The following is an 18,311-nucleotide window of genomic DNA, read 5'->3' on the forward strand; positions in this document are numbered from 1 at the left end:
TTCTATTTTAAGAGCTTCAGTCTCAAGTATTTTTTCTTTTATATTTTTAACTTCTTTTTTTTCTTCATCTTTATTTGTAGCTTTTTTATTTGTAGCTTTTAATTCTTGAATATGTTTATTATATTTATACGTTCTACTATCTAAATTATACATGATACATTTAACATTATTATTAATATCCTTAATTATATTATTTAGTTTCGAATCAAAATCACAATCATTCTCTTGCATTTCATCTTTATAAACTATTTTCTCATAATATTGTAATATTTCATCTTTATCAATTCTACTTAATTCAAATCTTTTATTTATAAATTTTTCTAAAAACTCATAAGTTATTTTATTATCTTCATTTTTTACTATTGAATAATCTAGTAAAATTATTGTTTTTATACCATTAAAATTTACTATTTCTTTTATAAATGTAAGTATAGAATATCTAGTTTCATTATTCACTCTATCAAAATCATCAACTACGACTAAAATATTTTTTTTGCTTTTTGATATCAATTTATCTATATCATCTTGTAAATATAGTTTTTTTTCTCTTAAATCTAATTGGTCTATATTAATATTTTTTTTTAAAATACTATTATTGTAAATAATACCTTTATCATCTATTAAACTAAATACTGCATTGAAATACCCTTCAATACTACTATCAGAACCTATATCTATACCTTGCTGTATAAATTGATTTTCTAAGTTACTAGCAAAATACTTTATTAGTCCTTCTTTTGTATCTGTTATCATTGGTTGTATATCAAGAATAATATAATCATTCTTCAACTCTTCCTTCAACACATTTGTAAAACTTGTTTTTCCTTCTCCCCATTTCCCAGAAATTGAAACAGCAAAGGGCTCTTTTATTTTATTTTTATAATCCCTAAAATATTTCAGTACATAATCTAATTCTTTTCTTCTTGTTTCAAACAATTGACCTCTTTTTACTATTTCTTTATCACTCAAGTCATCTATTTCAGAATTATCTTGTACCTTTAGTTTTAAATCCTTATGTAATAAATAACATACAATTAAACAAAGTACTAAAATGGTTAAAATACCTTTATCCCATAATTTATTTTCTAAACAATTAAACCCATAATAAATCACTATAAATAGCAAAATAGAATAAAAAATATATCCTTTTATACTAAATGATTCTTTTAAACCTTCATACTTATTGTCAATAATACATTTATAATCTAAAAGTTTACATACCATAAATACAATTATAGCTAAAATTATTTGTAAACTACTCTTCTCTAAAATTATAGCTAAATACATGTATATATTACTTAAAATTATAAAATATTTTATATAACTATTTAAACTTTTATCAATTAAGTATTTATCTATCAAACAAATTAACAATAACACTATAACTATAGATAAAAAATTATTATAAATAACCTCTATTATATTTATAACTTCATTGCTACTACTTATATTGATAACATTATGTATTATTATAGCAATACTAATATTTATTATTAATACTTTTAATATGTCTCCTGTATATTTTTTTAAAAATTTAAACTCTATTCCAATTACTCTGTTAATGAACAATACTATATAAATTGATATTATAAAATTCATAATAAAATTATTCTCAAGTAGATTACTCATAAATATTTTCCCCCTTAATATAAAACTATCCACAAGTCTATTTGTAGAGAGTTTTTAAAATTATATTCTAATATTTTCTAACACTTTATATTAAGTTATAACTCATAAGTTTTAGTATTAAGTTATATCTTACAGAGTCAATTATTTTTTTTGTTACTTATAAGTTCTATTTTTTATATTGTATGTATAAATGAGTTAAAGTTTTTAATAATATATATCTTCAATAATATTATCTAATTATTTATGTTTTCTTTATTTATTATATCATTTTTACATAAAAATAAAAATCTATGCAAAATATAATTCTTTTCTACTTTATAAAAATAGAGCCATTTATAATACAAAAAGATGCCTAGAAAATCAATTCCAGACATCTTTCCATATTACAATCTAAATTTCTTAACCTCGTCTCTTTCTTCCTGACTTAAATGTTCTAAATAAGCTTCTATAGTCTTACCATCTATACTAAGTTCTTTATTTAAGTCCATAAGCGGCACAAGCACGAAGGCTCTTTCTTTTATTCTTGGATGTGGGATTAGAAGTTTTTCTTCTGTAGATACTACGTCGTTGTAAAAAAGTACGTCTATATCTATTGTTCTAGGTCCCCATCTTATAACTCTTACACGATCTAATTTATTTTCTATTTCTTGGCATAGACTTAGAAGGTCGTATGGAGCTAGGTTTGTTTCTATTTCGACACATATATTTAAAAAATCAGCTTGTTCTGTATATCCCCACGCTTTAGTTTCGTAAAGGTTTGATTTTTTAAGAGATATTATATTTTCGTTTTGACTTAATAAATCGCATGCCTTATTTAGATAGTCAAGCCTATCTCCCATATTTGTCCCAAGTCCTAAGTAAGCTCTATTCATCTTTTGCCCTTTTTATCTCGACACCGAAGTAATCGTATATTCCAGGTACTGGAGCTTCTGGCTTTTTAACTCTGACCATTATTCCTTTTAAAAGGTCGAATTTATTTAAAACTTCTTCTGCTATATTTTCTGCTAATGCTTCTAATAAATTAAATCGTTTATTTTCTACTATTTCTTTTACTAATTCATAAACATCTGCATAGCTTACAGATTTGTTCATATCGTCAGTTTGACCAGCTTCTCTTGTATCTAGGTAAAGTTCCATATCTATAAAGAACTTTTGTCCTAAAGTAGCTTCTTCTTTTAAAACACCGTGATACCCGTAAAATCCTAAGTTATTCATCAATATTTTATCCATATTACACCTCGCTAATTATATTGATTGTTTGTTATTTTCTATACATTGCATCAGCTACCATTGCAGCTTCTTTGTTTTCTTTTACATCATGAACTCTTACTATATCAACACCATCTCTAACGCCAAGCACAGTAGTCGCTACAGTTGCGTTTACTCTTTCTTTTGGAGTAGAACCTTCTAGTATCTTTCCTAAAACTGATTTTCTAGATGTTCCAAGTAATATTGGATATCCTAAATCTCTAAGTTCACCTAATCTATTTAAAACTTCTATATTTTGTTCATAAGTTTTACCAAATCCTATACCTGGATCTAGTACTATTTTTTCTTTTTTGACACCTGCTTCAAGCGCCATGTCTATACTTTTTTGTAAAAACTCTTTTATTGATTCTATTATGTCTTTGTCGTATGTTGTTCCTTCTTGATTGTGCATTATACAAACTTCACCGTCGTATTTTGCAACTACGTCTGCCATTTTACCATCGTAAGTTAAGCCCCAAACGTCGTTTACCATGTCTACACCTAGTTTTAAAGCTTCTTCTGCAACTTCACTTTTATAAGTGTCTATTGATATTGGAACGTCTATCTCTTCTTTTAGCCTCTTTATAACTGGAACTATTCTAGATATTTCTTCTTCTGCTGATACAAATTTGTGACCCGGTCTTGTAGATTCTCCGCCTAAATCTATCATATCTGCACCTAAATTAATCATTTCTTTTGCGTGATTTACAGCTATGTCTACGTTTGTAAAATCTCCACCATCAGAAAAACTGTCTGGTGTTACATTTAATATTCCCATTATATATGTTTTTTTCCCGTAATCTAACATTTTTTTCTCCTCTTAAAAATTTCTATTTATTTAATTGTAGTATTTTTCAAGTTAAATAGTATTATATAATTTAAAATTTCTATATATAATTTTATCTAAACTGTATTAAAAGTTATACCCACTAAAAAATAGTGAATATAACTTTTAAAAATGTAGTATTATCTTATAAGTTTATTAAAGCCATAGCTTCACTTCTAGCTAGTGCATCATTTTCAAATACACCTCTAACAGCAGAAGTTACAGTTTTTGAACCTGGTTTTTTAACTCCACGCATAGTCATACACATATGCTCAGCTTCTACAACTACCATAACTCCATAAGGTCTTAATTCTTCCATTATTATGTTTGCTGTATCTTTAGTTATTCTTTCTTGTAATTGTGGTCTTTTTGCTATTGTCTCTATAACTCTAGCTAATTTAGATAAACCAGTTAATCTTCCGTCTTTTGGTATATAAACCACGTGAGCTTTTCCGAAGAATGGTACTAAGTGATGTTCACAACTTGAATAGAATGGTATATCTTTTACTACAACCATTTCTTCATGTTTTTCATCTGCAAATAATACTTTTAGATGCTCTCTTGGATCTTGATGTAATCCACAGAATATTTCATCATACATTCTAGCAACTCTGTCAGGAGTCCCTACTAATCCCTCTCTATCTGGATCTTCTCCTATTGCCTCTAATATATCTCTAACTGCTTTTCTTATTTTAGCTTGATCTACTGCCATGTTATACCTCCAAAAATTCTAAGGACACTTTTGTATATATTTATATATGTTTAATAGCATCTCGTACTTATCAAAAGACTCGTTTTTTAGTATGTTATATATATTTTTATCGTCTTTTTTTATGCTTTTTATTAATTTTTTGTCCTTAGGTACCCATTTATCATTTTTAATATAATACATTATAATTAAATCTCTAAGTGCTATATTTACAAAAAAATTGTATTCAAAATCTTCAAATCCATCTTTAGATTTTAGTTTTTGTATTTCTGAATTTATTTCAATCATTTTATTTGTTTTTTCTTCTTGTGATAATTTTTCTGGACCTTTTTCATATGCCTCTTTGCACTTTTTAAGTATATCTTTTGCATAATCACAAGTGTCGTATATTATCTTTCCGTCGTTTATCTTTAAGAAGAAGTACTCTTTTTTATTTATAAAGTTATTACATCCCTGTTTAGAAATATAATTTAAATCAAATTCTATAGATGATATTACTTTATTTATTCTGATTTGGTCTTTTTGTTGTTCTTTTGTAAATATAAAAAGATCTATATCGTTTATTTCTGTACCTTTTTCAAAATCTAAATCTTTGCTAGAACCTACAAGTACAATACCTAAAGTATTTTCGTCTTTTTTTATCAAATCTATTTCTTGTTTAAATATCTCACTTAGCTTTGACATAGGTTCACTTCCTTATTTATAGATTTTCTTTTAATATTTTTATTAGTTTATTTTCTTTATTATAGTTGTTTTTTTCTATATTTGTAACCGGCATTATGCCCATTAAACTATTAGTTACAAATACACTTTCAAATTCATCTATTGATGAAATGTTTATATCACATTCTACTAAATTTATATTTAATTTTTTACAAATTGTCTCTATATTTAGCTTCATTATACCGTTTAAAAGTGGTGATGTTTTTTTCGGCGTATATATAGTGTTTTGTTTTATGAAGAATATATTGCTCATTGAACACTCTAGTATATTTGAAAAACTATCTAAAAAAATAGCGTCATCAAATCCTCTATCAGTTGCATAGTGCTTAGAGTATATACTTTCATAATAGTTAGTTGTCTTGTGTCTATATATTATGCTGTTTCCTCTTTTAATCGGCGATATACACAGGCTAAAGCCTTTTTTATATGTATCTTCATTATAAGTTATATCTCTTAAACTTATATTATACCCTTCATCAAATACAGTAAGCCTTAGCGCTTTATTTTCTACATTATTTTCTTTTATATATTCTAATATAGTTTTTTTATAAAACTCTTTTTCTTTATTTATATTCAAGTTTAATTCTTTGGCTGAATTATATAGCCTATTTATATGCAAATCTAAATCCAGTGGATAATTTGTAACTTTTATAGTTTCAAATAAACCTATACCGAATTTTGCAAGTTCTGAATTAAAAGAAACATTATTCTTCATAATAACCTCTAAGAGCTTTCATTATAGATGCTGCCTTATCTAGTGTTTCTTGATATTCGTCACTAGGATTAGACCCCCATGTCATACCTCCACCAACTTGGAAGTATACATTTTCATCTTGTTTTACTATTGTTCTTATAGCTATGTTTAAATCCATATTTCCATCAAATCCTATATATCCTATAGAACCTGTGTATACATTTCTCTTTGTCGGCTCTAATTCCTCAATAATCTCCATAGATCTTATTTTAGGTGCACCTGTTATAGATCCTCCAGGGAAAGTCGCCTTTATCACATCTACAACGCTGTAGTCATCTTTTAAAGTTCCTACAACTGTTGATACTAAGTGATTTACATTTGCATAAGGTTCAATTACAAATAGCTCTGGAACTTTTACACTGCCTACTTTAGATACTCTAGATAAATCATTTCTCTCAAGGTCGACTATCATAAGCAATTCTGCTCTGTCTTTTTCGCTATTTACTAATTCTTCTCTTAATTTTAAATCCTCAGCTTCATCTTTTCCTCTAGGTCTAGTACCTTTTATAGGTCTAGTCTCTAATTTTCTATCTATGCATTTTATAAATCTCTCTGGTGAGTTAGATAATATATGGAATTTGTCGAAGTTTAAAAATGCTCCAAAAGGTGCTGGAGAAAATCTTCTTAAATCTCTATATAATTCATAACTAGATAAAGTGGTTTGACCACTAAAACGTTGAGTTAAATTTGCTTGATATATATCTCCGCTTCTTATATAATCTCTTACTTTTTGTACGGCGTTTTCAAATTCTTGTTTCGTGAAATTTGAAGTTAGTTTTATAGGTTTAATGTTTTTAGATTCATAACAAATATGGTCTATTCCTTTTTGCTCTGAATATTTTATTCTACTTTCAATTTCATCAATTAAAGATTCTTCTTTTTTTCTGTCTAAATTCGGAGTGGCAATGTAAGTTTTATCTTCTAGATGGTCTACTACAACTACCCAATTGTAAAAACCAAAGTATAAATCATATACTCCCATATCATCTTTTGCGATTTGTGGAAGTTTTTCCATATAATTGCCTAAATCATAAGATAAGTATCCTACAGCCCCACCTACAAATGGCAAATGTGTGTCATTTTCGCCCTGGTGATATTTAAGTTCCTCTTGTAATAAATCAAGAGGGTTAGTTTGAGAATCTTTTGTTTTTATTTTTTTAAAAGGATTACTACTTATAAAAGAGTACCTCCCTAGTTTTTTAGGGTCCATAGCGCTGTCTAAAATAAAGCTGTCGTCTTCGTCTTTGAATATTGTATAAATTTCAAATGCATTTAATCTAGTATCAATCTCTCTAAGCATCTTGTTTTTCCCTTTCTTTTAAGTTAGATGATTTTTCTCTAGCTAAAGTAATAAAGTTTTGTAAAAGTTCATGTCCATATTCAGTAAGAACTGCCTCTGGATGGAATTGAACACCTTCTATCATATAATCTTTATGTCTAAGACCCATTATCTCTCCTTCTTTAGTTTCTGCAGATATCTCTAACTTATCTGGAAGAGTCTCTCTTTCAACTACTAAAGAATGGTATCTTGTGACATTTAGAGGATTTTTTAAGTTTGTAAAAACTCCTTTATTATCATGAGTTATACTGTGTACTTTTCCATGAACTGGTTCAATAGCTTTTACTATTTTAGCTCCAAATACTTGTCCTATAGTTTGATGCCCTAAACATATACCAAGTATAGGTATAATGCCTTTAAAATATTTTACTGTCTCTATACAAATTCCAGCTTCATTTGGACTACATGGTCCCGGTGATAATACGATAATTTCAGGGTTTAATATTTTTATATCGTCTATCGTAATTTCATCATTTCTTTTTACTATTATCTCTTCGTCTAGTTCTTCAAAGTAGTGAACTAAGTTATAGACGAAAGAATCATAGTTATCTATCATTAGAATCATGTTCTTTCTCCCTTTTTTAAATTTTTCCTATAAAACTATTATATTGCGTACAAAATGGGATATATTTATATGATGTAAATTTAACTACGTAGTTAGATTATAGCACATTTTAATTCTATTGCATTAAGATATAATAAATTTAAATTATTTTTTAGATATAGAAAAAATACTACTTTCTGTAGAAATATGTTTTTGTATTATAATTTTATTTAAAAATATTTTAATGTATCTTCTATATCATCAAAATTCATCTCTAAAATTAAATACTCAGGATCTACTTTTTTTATTTTTTCAAATACCTCAGAACCTAAAATACCTTTTTTATATCCCAGATGTAAATCTTCTAAACCATTATTGTCGCTAAAGTGAATTACTTTTGTTTTATAATTTAATTTGTCATAATTGCTAGGATTTATTAAATCATGTCCTGTATCATAACAAAAATAAACGTTGTTATTTTCAATTTTATTAAAAATATAATTAAAATCATCTTTATTATTTCCTACATTTGAAAAATCACCTTTTTTAGAGTATGTATTTTCTACAGTAAAAAACTTGTCATTTAACTTTTGATTTAATTTTTGTTCATTTAAAAATTCAACTGTATTGTCTAAATATTTTTGTCTATTTTTTTCTAATCTACTTGTCATTATATATCCTAAATGAGCATTGTAGTATTTTATATCAAAGTCTAAACTCAAAATTTTATCCATCTCGCATATAAAATCTACCCATGAATTTCTTATAAATTTTATATCTTCACAAGTATTTAATTCCATCGGAAGGTGAATTGATATACTTAAATTCAATTTATTTATCTCGTCTTTATATTTTTTTAAAGATTCTACATCTTCTAAGTTGTCAATTCCCATCTCGATATGGCTTATTTTTTTATTTTTTTTACATATATTTAACGCATCTTCTAAATTAAATTTTAATGCTGAAATTCCTATTTTCATAAACTCACCCTTTCCATAAATTAAAACTTTTTTAATCTTTTATTCTATTTTATCTATTATATCAAAATAATAATATAACCTAAAAAAGAAAATATCCAAAACCATATTAAGTTGGTTTCAGATATTTTCAATTTAACAAATAAATCTATATTTTCTAATTATATCTTTTTAATCTTGAAAGTACTCTTCTTTCTTTTTATTCCAATATATCTTATCCTTCTCTGTTATTTTCCTTAAAATCTTGCAAGGATTACCTACAGCTATTACATTGTCTTCTATATCCTTTGTAACTACTGATGCAGCACCTATAATTACATTGTCCCCTATTTTGACTCCTGGGGTTATAACAGTATTTCCACCTATCCATACATTATTTCCAATTTTTATTTCTTTTCCAAATTCAAGACCTGTAATTCTTACATCTGCATCTATTGGATGACCTGCTGTAAATACAGATACTCTTGGTCCAAACATGACATTATTTCCTATTTCAACTTTACAAACAATTATATAAATTACTCATATTTTTTTCTCAATTTTTCTACTTCTTCAATTTCTGGCATAGAACAAATTGCACCTTTTTTTGTAGTTACTATAGATGCTGCTGCACTAGCAAAAGAAATCATATCTTTTATTTTTTCTTCATTTAAATTATCTATATCATTTTCTATTATATAACCTAAACAACTTCCACAAAAAGTATCCCCTGCTCCAGTTGTATCTATAGTATTTGATTGTAAATAAGCTTCTTGTTTTACAACTAAATCCTTATAATATGCTGTACTTCCTTTACTTCCGGCAGTTAATAAAATAATCTTTATGTTGTATTTATTTTTTAATATTTCCACAGCTTCTTCTATATTATCACAATTAGTTAAAAACTTAGCTTCTTCATCTTCTATTTTTAAAATATCGCATACAGAACATCCAAAGTCGATTTGTTCTCTTGCTAAATTTAAATCTTCCCATAATAATGGTCTTAAATTAGGATCAAAAGATATTAATATATTTCGTTTTTTTGCTTCATCTATTGCCCTTTTTGTAGCCATTCTGACTTTTTCATGTGTCATTGATAATGTTCCAAAATGGAATATTTTTGCGTTTTTTATAATTTCAAAATCTACTTCTTCTTCTGTTAGCATCATATCTGCTCCAGGATTTCTATAAAATGAAAAGCTTCTTTCTCCATTTTCATCAATATTTACAAAAGCTAATGTAGTATTAACATGTTCATCAAACATTAAACCCTTAGAATCTATACCTACATCATCGATTGTCTTTTTTAATATTTGGCCAAAAGCATCGTTTCCTACTTTTCCTATAAAAGCAGTTTTTTTATTCATCTTATTTAGCATAGCTAATACATTGCAAGGAGCACCTCCTGGATTAGCTTCATAAGTATTATTGCCCTGATTACTTTTACCATCAATGGTAAAATCAATTAATAATTCCCCGAGAGCTACTACATCGTATTTCATATTTATAAGTTCCTTTCCTTACTAGTTAATAGTATATACTTTAAAATCACTTAAATTACTTGCTTCTAATTTACTTTCTAATGGGTTTACAATATGGCTCATTACATATTGTCCATTATTTATATAAACTTCTACTACTCCATAGTCAATATATACTTCTATATAGCAATTATCTTCTAATACTTTAGTTGATGATTTTAAAGCTACATTTTCTTGATTACAAACTTTAGTTCTATCACCAGTTATAGTATTATTTTCAAATGATATTTCATATCCTCCGATATTTATTTTTGAATTATTTTTTAAAGTAGCTTTTATACATATACTATTTTTTAAATCTACATGGTCTATATCTACTTCTTTTGTAAATAAAGATGATATATTTGGATGAACATTAGTAATAATTTGTCCATTTTTAACTTCTACAACTCTTGGTAAACTCATCATACCTAACCATGTATGATTTTCAAAAGGTTTATTCATTCTTATCCAACCAATTTGAACTCGTCTACCTTCTTTATCTATAAATGACTGTGGAGCATAGTAATCTAATCCTAAATCTACTACTCTAAAGTCATCCTTTTTAAATTTTGTATTACAAGTTTCTTCTTCAAAATCTACAATTCCAAATACTGCATTATTAGTTGGATTTATTCCACCAGTATAATAATTTTCTGGCGAAAGTGTTAATACATATTTTCCATCTACAGAAAATATATCAGGGCACTCCCACATATCTCCTAATCCATGTAATTCAAATGAATTTATATATTCCCATTTCTTCGCATCTTTACTTTTATAATATAATAACTTTCCTGTATATTTTTCATTATCGTCTTTTTTTACCTTAGTTCCAAGAATTATATAGTAATTATCTTTATATTCCCATACTTTAGGATCCCTAGTATGTGTGTAATGACCTAAATCTTTATCTTCAATAGCAGGTATTATCAAAGATTTATCATTGAAATTATCAAAATTAAATCCATCTTTAGATATAATCATAGCTTGTGATGCTTCAAATAAATCATCTTTTGGTACTGTTATATTATCTTCAGGTGTATCTAGATATTTAACAGAAGTATAATATAAATATAAATCTCCATTTACCTCTATTGCACTACCTGAAAAGCACCCATTTCTATCATATAATTTTGTTGGAAATAGCGCTATTGGTTCATAAGTCCAATTTACCATATCATCACTTATAGCATGTCCCCAGTGCATAGTTCCCCATTGAGGTGCATAAGGAAAATGTTGATAAAACATATGATACTTTCCTTTATAGTATATCAATCCATTCGGATCATTAATCCAATTTCTTTTTCCTGTTAGATGTAACTTTGGTTTATTTATTGATTTATTTTTCATTATATTGCTGTCTCACTTTCATTTAAATAGTTAAGTATACTTTCTTCAGTTTCTATATCGAAAAAGTGTAATCTATTTGAGTCTATTACAAATTCAATTTCTTCTCCTATACTTTTTAAATCATATTTAGATGCTCTTGCTATTATTGTTTCCCCTCCTAATGTGAAGTATATATTATTTTCATTTCCCATAACTTCAACATTGCTTACTGTAGCTTTTAATATATCATCTTTTCTAAGTTCCATATTTAAAGAATCAAATTTAATATCTTCTCCTCTAATACCTAAAATCATTTTTCCTGATTTTTGTAATCTATCTCTAATTCCTTTAGTTATATGTATTTTATTTCCATCATTAAATTCTACTACATCATCTTTTACATTTACTTCTATAAAATTCATCTGTGGAGATCCAATAAATCCAGCAACAAATTTATTTACAGGTTCATCATAAAGCTTAATTGGTGAACCTATTTGTTGAATAACTCCATCTTTCATTACTACTATCCTATCTGCCATAGTCATAGCTTCTACTTGATCATGAGTTACATAAATAGTAGTTGCTCCTAATTCTCTATGTAATTTTGTTATTTCATTTCTCATACTTACACGTAATTTTGCATCTAAATTTGATAATGGTTCATCCATTAAAAATACTTTTTGATTACGGACTATAGCTCTTCCAAGTGCAACTCTTTGGCGTTGTCCTCCTGATAGATTTTTAGGTTTTCTCTTTCTATATTCCTCAAGCCCTAAAACATCTATTGCCCAATCTACTTTTTTATTGATTTCTTCTTGTGGAGTTTTTATATTTTTAAGTCCAAAAGCTATATTTTTTTCTACTGTCATATGAGGATATAAAGCATAATTTTGAAAAACCATAGCTATTCCTCTATCTCTTGGTAATAAGTCATTTACAACTTTGTTGTCTATTTCTATTTTTCCTTCTGTAACTTCTTCAAATCCCGCTATCATTCTAAGTGTAGTAGATTTACCGCATCCAGATGGACCTACAAATGCTATAAATTCTCCTTTTTCTATATCTAAATTAAAATCTGTAACTGATTTTTTATTATTTCCTTTATATTGTTTATTTACATTTTTTAAAGATACAAATCTCATATCTTAGCCCTCCTTAGTTCCTGTTGTAGTAACTCCCTCAACAATTTGTTTAGAGAATAATGAATAAATAATTATTACTGGTATTGTTATTAATGAAATTGTAGCTAATACTTGTCCTGTAGTTGTATTATCGTTAGCTGTTATAGAATTTAACCCTATTTGCACTGTTAATAAATCATTAGATGTAAATATTAAAGATGGCCATATAAAGTCGTTCCATACATTTAAAAAAGTAAATACACTAACTGTAGCCACAACTGATTTTGACATTGGAAGTACTATTTTTAAAAAATATTTTAAAGTTCCGCAGTGATCCATTTCAGCAGCTTCTCTAAGCTCATCAGGTAGTTGTACAAATACTTGTCTAAATAAGAATATATTAAATGGATTGACTATCAATGGTAAAATATATCCTATTATATTATTTAATAAACCAGCCTTTGCAATCATCATGTAGTTAATTGTTATTATAGTTTCAGCTGGTACTATCATAAGTAAAGTTATTACTAATACCCAACCTTCTCTAAATGGGAATTTAATTTTAGCAAGTGCATATCCTGCTAAACCATTTACTAAAACACTTAACACGATAAGTATAGCTGCATAAAAAACTGTATTACACATATACTTCATTAAATCAGAATTTTGAATTATAGTTATATAGTTACTAAAGAAATTTCCATCTAAAGTAGGTGGTATAAATGCTCCAAATGTATTCATATCTTTTATGATTTGAGCATCTCCTTTAAATGAATTTGCTATCATCCATATTATAGGGAATAAGAATAATAATGAAACTCCTATCATAATTACACATACAATTATTTCAATAATTTTACGTTTCTGACTCTTCATATCCTATTCCTCCTTGTCCTTTGTTATTTTATTTTGTATTATTGTTAGAATTATTACAAATATTGCAAATACTATAGACATAGCAGATGCAGTTCCTATTTCCCAGTTTACTGTACCAGTTTGGTATATGTCATATACTAATGTGTATGTAGAATATGAAGGTCCACCACCTGTCATAACCATAGGTTGAACAACCATTTTAAATGCACCAATTGTTATTGTTATAAATACAAATATCAAAATTGGTTTTAATGATGGTAAAGTTATGTATCTAAATTTAGCCCATGCAGATGCATTGTCTATTTCCGCTGCTTCATATAAACTAGGTGATATCGCTTGTAATCCTCCTAAGAAAATTAGCATTTGATATCCTGCCCCTTGCCATATACTCATAAATGCAATTGAAGGAAGTGCTTGTTTTGCACTATATATGAATGGTTGTGGATCTATTCCTATCCATCCTAAAAGAGTATTTAAAATACCTTCTGCATTGTATATTTGCATCCATAAAGTAGAAACTACAGCTAGCGACATTACTACTGGGATAAAAAATGATATTTTAAAATAAGTTTTACAATATGATATTTTATCTATAAACAATGCAAGTCCAAAAGCAAGTCCCATTTGAAAAGGAACTATTATAATTACAAATAAAATTGTATTTCCAAAAGCTTGAACAAATAATCTATCTCTAAATAATGCTACATAATTGTCTAATCCAACAAAGCTTGTCAAGCTTGGATTTAATGCAAAGAAATCCGTAAAACTAAACACAAGTGTTAAAATCATTGGTATGAATAGAAATAGTGCCATAAGTACTAACGCTGGTCCAAAGAATGACATACCAAGAATAGAGTTTCTTTTTTCTACTGTATTATTTTTAGCCATTTCATCTATCTATAACGCTTTAATTTTGCGTCTATCCTTTCCACAGAGTATTCGATTGTATCTTTTTTATCTTTATTATTTAAAACTATATCTTCTAGTGATCTTTGATATTGCTCGCTCACTTGAGGATAAACTGGTGTTTTAGGTCTTGGATGACCATAAGTTATTAATTGTTCTTTTAAAAATGCATATAATCCATCTTTAAATTGAGGTAATTTATCATATGCCTCATATGTAGAAGGCATATTTCCAGTTAATTCACTTAGAATGACACCACTTTCAACACCACTTAACCATTTAACAGCTTCTGTAGCTGCACTTACATTAGTACAATTAGTACTTACTGCATATGTCCATGAACCTGTTGGTGTATATTTTTCTTGGTTCCAATCATTTCCTACAGGATAAGGTGCAATGCCTAGATTAAAATCTGGATAACTAGTTTTCATATTATTAACTAGCCAAGCACCATCAAATTTAAATGCTGCTCTTTCAAGTTCAAATAAATTCTCTATCTTAGTTTTTGAAAACATCTTATTGTCTAGTAATTTTTTGAAATAATCCACTGTTTCATAAGTCTTTTCTGAATTAAAATATCCATCAACCGTTAATCCATCTTCACTCACAAAATTTCCCCCATTAGACCATATAAAAGGTGCATAGTAGTAAATTGTTGTTTCTCCTGAAGGGAATGTCATATCAATCGGATAATCGTTTTCCGGAATGACATTTTTTATTTTTTCGCATACTTCATAAAATTCATCCCAAGTCCATGGATCATCCATACTAGGAATTTCAATACCAGCCTTTTCTATTATATCTTTGTTATAATATAATCCAACGCTTGATTCCATAGCACCTAGCGCGTAAAGCTTATTATTAACTGTTCCTTGTTCTATTATAGAATCTAAATATACAGATTTGTCTTTTTCTGATACACCTTCTAGAGGCTGTATTATATTATTAGCTACATATGCTGAAACATTTGGTCCATCAACTGTTATAATATCAGGTAAGTCTCCTGACATAACACCAGCATTAATTTTATCTGAGTATCCCCCTCCGTTTTCATTACGTGGAATAAACTCTATGTCTAAAAAATATTTTCCATCATATTTTTTATTAAAAAGTTCTACACTTTTTTTGTATGCTTCCCCTTCTGGAGTATTTTCTATTGTATGTACCCACATAGAAATGTACTCCTCATTTTTGTCAAAGCCACTAATACTTCCCGTTTCTATTTTCTTTTCACATCCAACCAAACTTATTATCAATATGAAAATTAATAGAATACTCCCAATTTTTTTTGTCATTTAAATTAATTCCCCCTTAATTTTGTTATGTAATCGATTACATTTTCATAATATCATATTTTTTCCAATTTGGTCAACTATAATTTTTTCTATTTCCAATTGTTTTTTCTTTATTTCCTATAATATTGATAAACACTTATTTATTTGATAAACTTAATATTAATTATTTATTATAAAGAGGTGTTATTTTGAAAAAAAATATTACATATAGCGATATAGCTAAGTATACAAACTTATCTACTGCTACAATTTCTAGATATTTTAATTCTCCAGAAAACCTTACTAAAGAGACAAGTCTATTAATAGAAAATGCCCTAAAAGAATTGAATTATAAAAAAAATAAGGTTGCTAAAATATTCTCTAATGGGAAAACAGAATTTATAGGAATAATTGCACCAAAACTAGAATTACACTTTTATTCATATTTACTAAATTCTATATTAAACACTTATTCTAGATATGGTTATAAATTTTTAGTTTTTACTAGTAATGGAAATATCGATGAAGAAAAAGAGTATATAGATGAGTTATTAGCATATCAAATTGAAGGCTTAATTATGATTAGTTCCTGTATCCCTTCTATACAATTAAAAGATTATAATATACCTATTGTGGGAATCGAAAGGGAATCTAAATATATTTCAAGCGTCGATACAAATAACTACTTGGGTGCATCTTTAGCTACAAACACCCTTATTGAAAATAATTGTGATGTGTTAATACATATAAATAGTCCTATATCAGAGGAAATTCCATCAATCGATAGAATTAAGGCCTTTGAAAATATCTGTTTAGATAAAAATATTGAACATATGGTGTTTTATGAAGCTTTCAATAACGATATAAGCGATACTACAAGTAAATTATTTAATATTTTTAAAAAAATAGAAGCTAAATATAACGGCAAAAAAATTGGGGTATTTTTAAGTAATGATACTTTAGCCAATTATTTTATCAAAATACTTGTAAAAAACAATAAATCTATTCCTGATGATTATGAGGTAATTGGCTTTGATGATTCTCCAGCTGCAATAGAGTCATTTATACCATTAACTTCAATTAAACAAGATGTTAATAAAATTACCCAAAATACTTTATCTATATTAACAGAGGGAATAAAAATAAATCGTAAAAATAAAAAAGGCTGTCTAAGAGTTAATAAACACGTAGTCATAGACCCTACTATTGTAAAAAGAGAATCAACATTATAATTTTTTATAGTTTATACTTTTAAAATATAAGTTGTTTTTAGCATATAAATATCATTTTCTATTTAAATATAAAAGGGATATAATGCAAATCTTACTTGCTTTATATCCCTTTTGTATCTTTAAATTAAGCTAATTGTTCTTCTTTTTCTCCATAGAACATATCTTTATCAAAGTCATTTTCACTATTTGCAATTATAAGTGTACAGATATTGTCACCCATTACATTTACAGTAGTTCTAAACATGTCTATTATTCTTTCAACACCCATTATAAGCCCTATTCCTTCAAGTGGAAGATTTACAGATGTTAATACCATAGATAACATTATCATTCCGACACCTGGAACACCTGCTGTTCCGATTGATGCTAAAGTCGCTGTTAAAATTATTGTAATCATTTGATTTATACTTAAGTCAATTCCGTATATTTGAGCTATAAATAATGCTGCAACACCTTGCATTATAGCAGTTCCGTCCATATTTATAGTTGCTCCCATTGGTATAGTAAATGATCTAGTAGTTTTTCCTACCCCTAATTCTTCAAGTATTTCCATACTTGCTGGTACTGATGCATTACTTGATGCTGTTGAGAATGTTATAGCTGCTACTGATGTAAATTTCTTTAAAAATGGCATTATTTTTTCTTTTGTAAATAATTTAAACATTCCTCCATATACACAAGTTATATGTATTCCCATACCTAATAAAACTACTGCTATATATTTAATAAGTACAAGGATTGCATCTTGTCCTACTGATGAGAATGTATCACAAACTAAAGCAAATACACCGTATGGAGCAAATAACATTATTATTCCTACCATTTTCATGCATATTTCGTTTAAACTTTCAAATATCACTCTAACAGGTTCAGCTTTTTTTCCAACAATACTCATTGCTATCCCTGTAATCATTGCAAAGAATATTATCTGTAACATTTCTCCATCTGCAAATGCTTTTATTGGATTCGATGGAACTATCCCTAATATTATATCTACTAGTGATTTAGATTCACCAATTGATACTTCGCCACTTACCATATGGCTCATATCAAGCCCTGCGCCTGGTTTTAATACACTCCCTAAAAATAAAGCTATTATTATTGCTACTGCTGTTGTAGATAAGTAAAATGCCATTGTCTTTGTACCTATTCTACCTAATTTTTTTATATCTCCCATAGATGATGTCCCACATACTAATGATACAAATACAAGTGGCACAACCATCATTTTAATTGCAGTTGTAAATCCTGTTCCGAATATTTTTAAAATTCCGCCTACAATAATTGTATCTTTTATATAATTATCTGGAACAGATTTTAAT

Annotated in this window: 19 protein-coding genes; 1 reads left to right on the plus strand and 18 read right to left on the minus strand. The window is 27.4% G+C overall.

Features of this window, described 5'->3' with window-relative positions:
• The 17 genes from RDX53_RS10700 to RDX53_RS10780 all read right to left on the minus strand — a co-directional run.
• The coding region (locus tag RDX53_RS10700) for a P-loop NTPase fold protein (protein WP_307994122.1) at positions 1 to 1,629 on the minus strand (1,629 nt) is incomplete at its 3' end.
• Positions 1,630 to 2,012: 383 nt separating this feature from the next.
• Positions 2,013 to 2,501, minus strand: coding sequence for a 2-amino-4-hydroxy-6-hydroxymethyldihydropteridine diphosphokinase (folK, locus tag RDX53_RS10705; RefSeq protein ID WP_307994123.1), 489 nt, complete (start codon positions 2,499 to 2,501; stop codon positions 2,013 to 2,015).
• Positions 2,494 to 2,859, minus strand: a complete 366-nt coding sequence (folB, locus tag RDX53_RS10710) for a dihydroneopterin aldolase (RefSeq protein WP_195929574.1) — start codon at positions 2,857 to 2,859, stop codon at positions 2,494 to 2,496. Before folB ends, folK begins: the two co-directional genes overlap by 8 nt.
• 31 nt (positions 2,860 to 2,890) lie before the next feature.
• Positions 2,891 to 3,685, minus strand: a complete 795-nt coding sequence (gene folP, locus RDX53_RS10715; RefSeq protein ID WP_195929573.1) for a dihydropteroate synthase — start codon at positions 3,683 to 3,685, stop codon at positions 2,891 to 2,893.
• A 163-nt stretch (positions 3,686 to 3,848) separates the two neighbouring features.
• A complete protein-coding gene (gene folE / locus RDX53_RS10720; protein ID WP_216568865.1) occupies positions 3,849 to 4,415 on the minus strand; it encodes a GTP cyclohydrolase I FolE in 567 nt (188 codons plus the stop codon).
• 18 nt (positions 4,416 to 4,433) lie between these two features.
• Complete coding sequence (locus RDX53_RS10725; RefSeq protein WP_307994124.1) at positions 4,434 to 5,096, minus strand: hypothetical protein; 663 nt, start codon at positions 5,094 to 5,096, stop codon at positions 4,434 to 4,436.
• 16 nt (positions 5,097 to 5,112) lie between these two features.
• Positions 5,113 to 5,850 carry an aminotransferase class IV gene (locus RDX53_RS10730; RefSeq protein ID WP_307994125.1) on the minus strand — a complete coding sequence of 246 codons (738 nt, stop codon included), beginning with the start codon at positions 5,848 to 5,850 and terminating at the stop codon, positions 5,113 to 5,115.
• Positions 5,840 to 7,189 carry an aminodeoxychorismate synthase component I gene (gene pabB, locus RDX53_RS10735; protein ID WP_295779152.1) on the minus strand — a complete coding sequence of 450 codons (1,350 nt, stop codon included), beginning with the start codon at positions 7,187 to 7,189 and terminating at the stop codon, positions 5,840 to 5,842. The genes RDX53_RS10730 and pabB overlap by 11 nt, the downstream gene beginning before the upstream one ends.
• Positions 7,182 to 7,793 (minus strand): aminodeoxychorismate/anthranilate synthase component II, encoded by a 612-nt coding sequence (locus RDX53_RS10740; RefSeq protein WP_307994126.1) that lies wholly within the window; start codon positions 7,791 to 7,793, stop codon positions 7,182 to 7,184. Before RDX53_RS10740 ends, pabB begins: the two co-directional genes overlap by 8 nt.
• Positions 7,794 to 8,002: 209 nt before the next feature.
• Entirely contained in the window at positions 8,003 to 8,752 is a 750-nt protein-coding gene (locus RDX53_RS10745) for a sugar phosphate isomerase/epimerase (protein ID WP_295675957.1), read from the minus strand.
• 168 nt (positions 8,753 to 8,920) lie between these two features.
• Positions 8,921 to 9,226: a DapH/DapD/GlmU-related protein gene (locus RDX53_RS10750; protein ID WP_330605492.1), complete on the minus strand. Its 306-nt coding sequence runs from the start codon at positions 9,224 to 9,226 to the stop codon at positions 8,921 to 8,923.
• Between the two features lie 41 nt (positions 9,227 to 9,267).
• Positions 9,268 to 10,230 carry a carbohydrate kinase gene (locus RDX53_RS10755; RefSeq protein WP_022071513.1) on the minus strand — a complete coding sequence of 321 codons (963 nt, stop codon included), beginning with the start codon at positions 10,228 to 10,230 and terminating at the stop codon, positions 9,268 to 9,270.
• Between the two features lie 21 nt (positions 10,231 to 10,251).
• Positions 10,252 to 11,601, minus strand: coding sequence for a glycoside hydrolase family 32 protein (locus RDX53_RS10760; protein WP_307994127.1), 1,350 nt, complete (start codon positions 11,599 to 11,601; stop codon positions 10,252 to 10,254).
• Positions 11,601 to 12,722 carry an ABC transporter ATP-binding protein gene (locus RDX53_RS10765; protein WP_007287039.1) on the minus strand — a complete coding sequence of 374 codons (1,122 nt, stop codon included), beginning with the start codon at positions 12,720 to 12,722 and terminating at the stop codon, positions 11,601 to 11,603. Before RDX53_RS10765 ends, RDX53_RS10760 begins: the two co-directional genes overlap by 1 nt.
• Positions 12,723 to 12,725: 3 nt before the next feature.
• Positions 12,726 to 13,577, minus strand: a complete 852-nt coding sequence (locus RDX53_RS10770) for a carbohydrate ABC transporter permease (RefSeq protein WP_195931068.1) — start codon at positions 13,575 to 13,577, stop codon at positions 12,726 to 12,728.
• Positions 13,578 to 13,580: 3 nt separating this feature from the next.
• Positions 13,581 to 14,465, minus strand: coding sequence for a carbohydrate ABC transporter permease (locus RDX53_RS10775; protein ID WP_195931067.1), 885 nt, complete (start codon positions 14,463 to 14,465; stop codon positions 13,581 to 13,583).
• 5 nt (positions 14,466 to 14,470) lie between these two features.
• Complete coding sequence (locus RDX53_RS10780) at positions 14,471 to 15,778, minus strand: sugar ABC transporter substrate-binding protein (protein ID WP_195931066.1); 1,308 nt, start codon at positions 15,776 to 15,778, stop codon at positions 14,471 to 14,473.
• Between the two features lie 188 nt (positions 15,779 to 15,966).
• Here RDX53_RS10780 and RDX53_RS10785 point away from each other — a divergent pair, with 188 nt between their 5' ends.
• Complete coding sequence (locus RDX53_RS10785) at positions 15,967 to 16,989, plus strand: LacI family DNA-binding transcriptional regulator (RefSeq protein WP_307994128.1); 1,023 nt, start codon at positions 15,967 to 15,969, stop codon at positions 16,987 to 16,989.
• Positions 16,990 to 17,113: 124 nt separating this feature from the next.
• Here RDX53_RS10785 and RDX53_RS10790 read toward each other — a convergent pair.
• The coding region (locus tag RDX53_RS10790) for a dicarboxylate/amino acid:cation symporter (RefSeq protein ID WP_307994129.1) at positions 17,114 to 18,311 on the minus strand (1,198 nt) is incomplete at its 5' end.

The sequence above is a fragment of the uncultured Intestinibacter sp. genome, from assembly GCF_902468165.1.
Lineage (GTDB): Bacteria > Bacillota > Clostridia > Peptostreptococcales > Peptostreptococcaceae > Intestinibacter.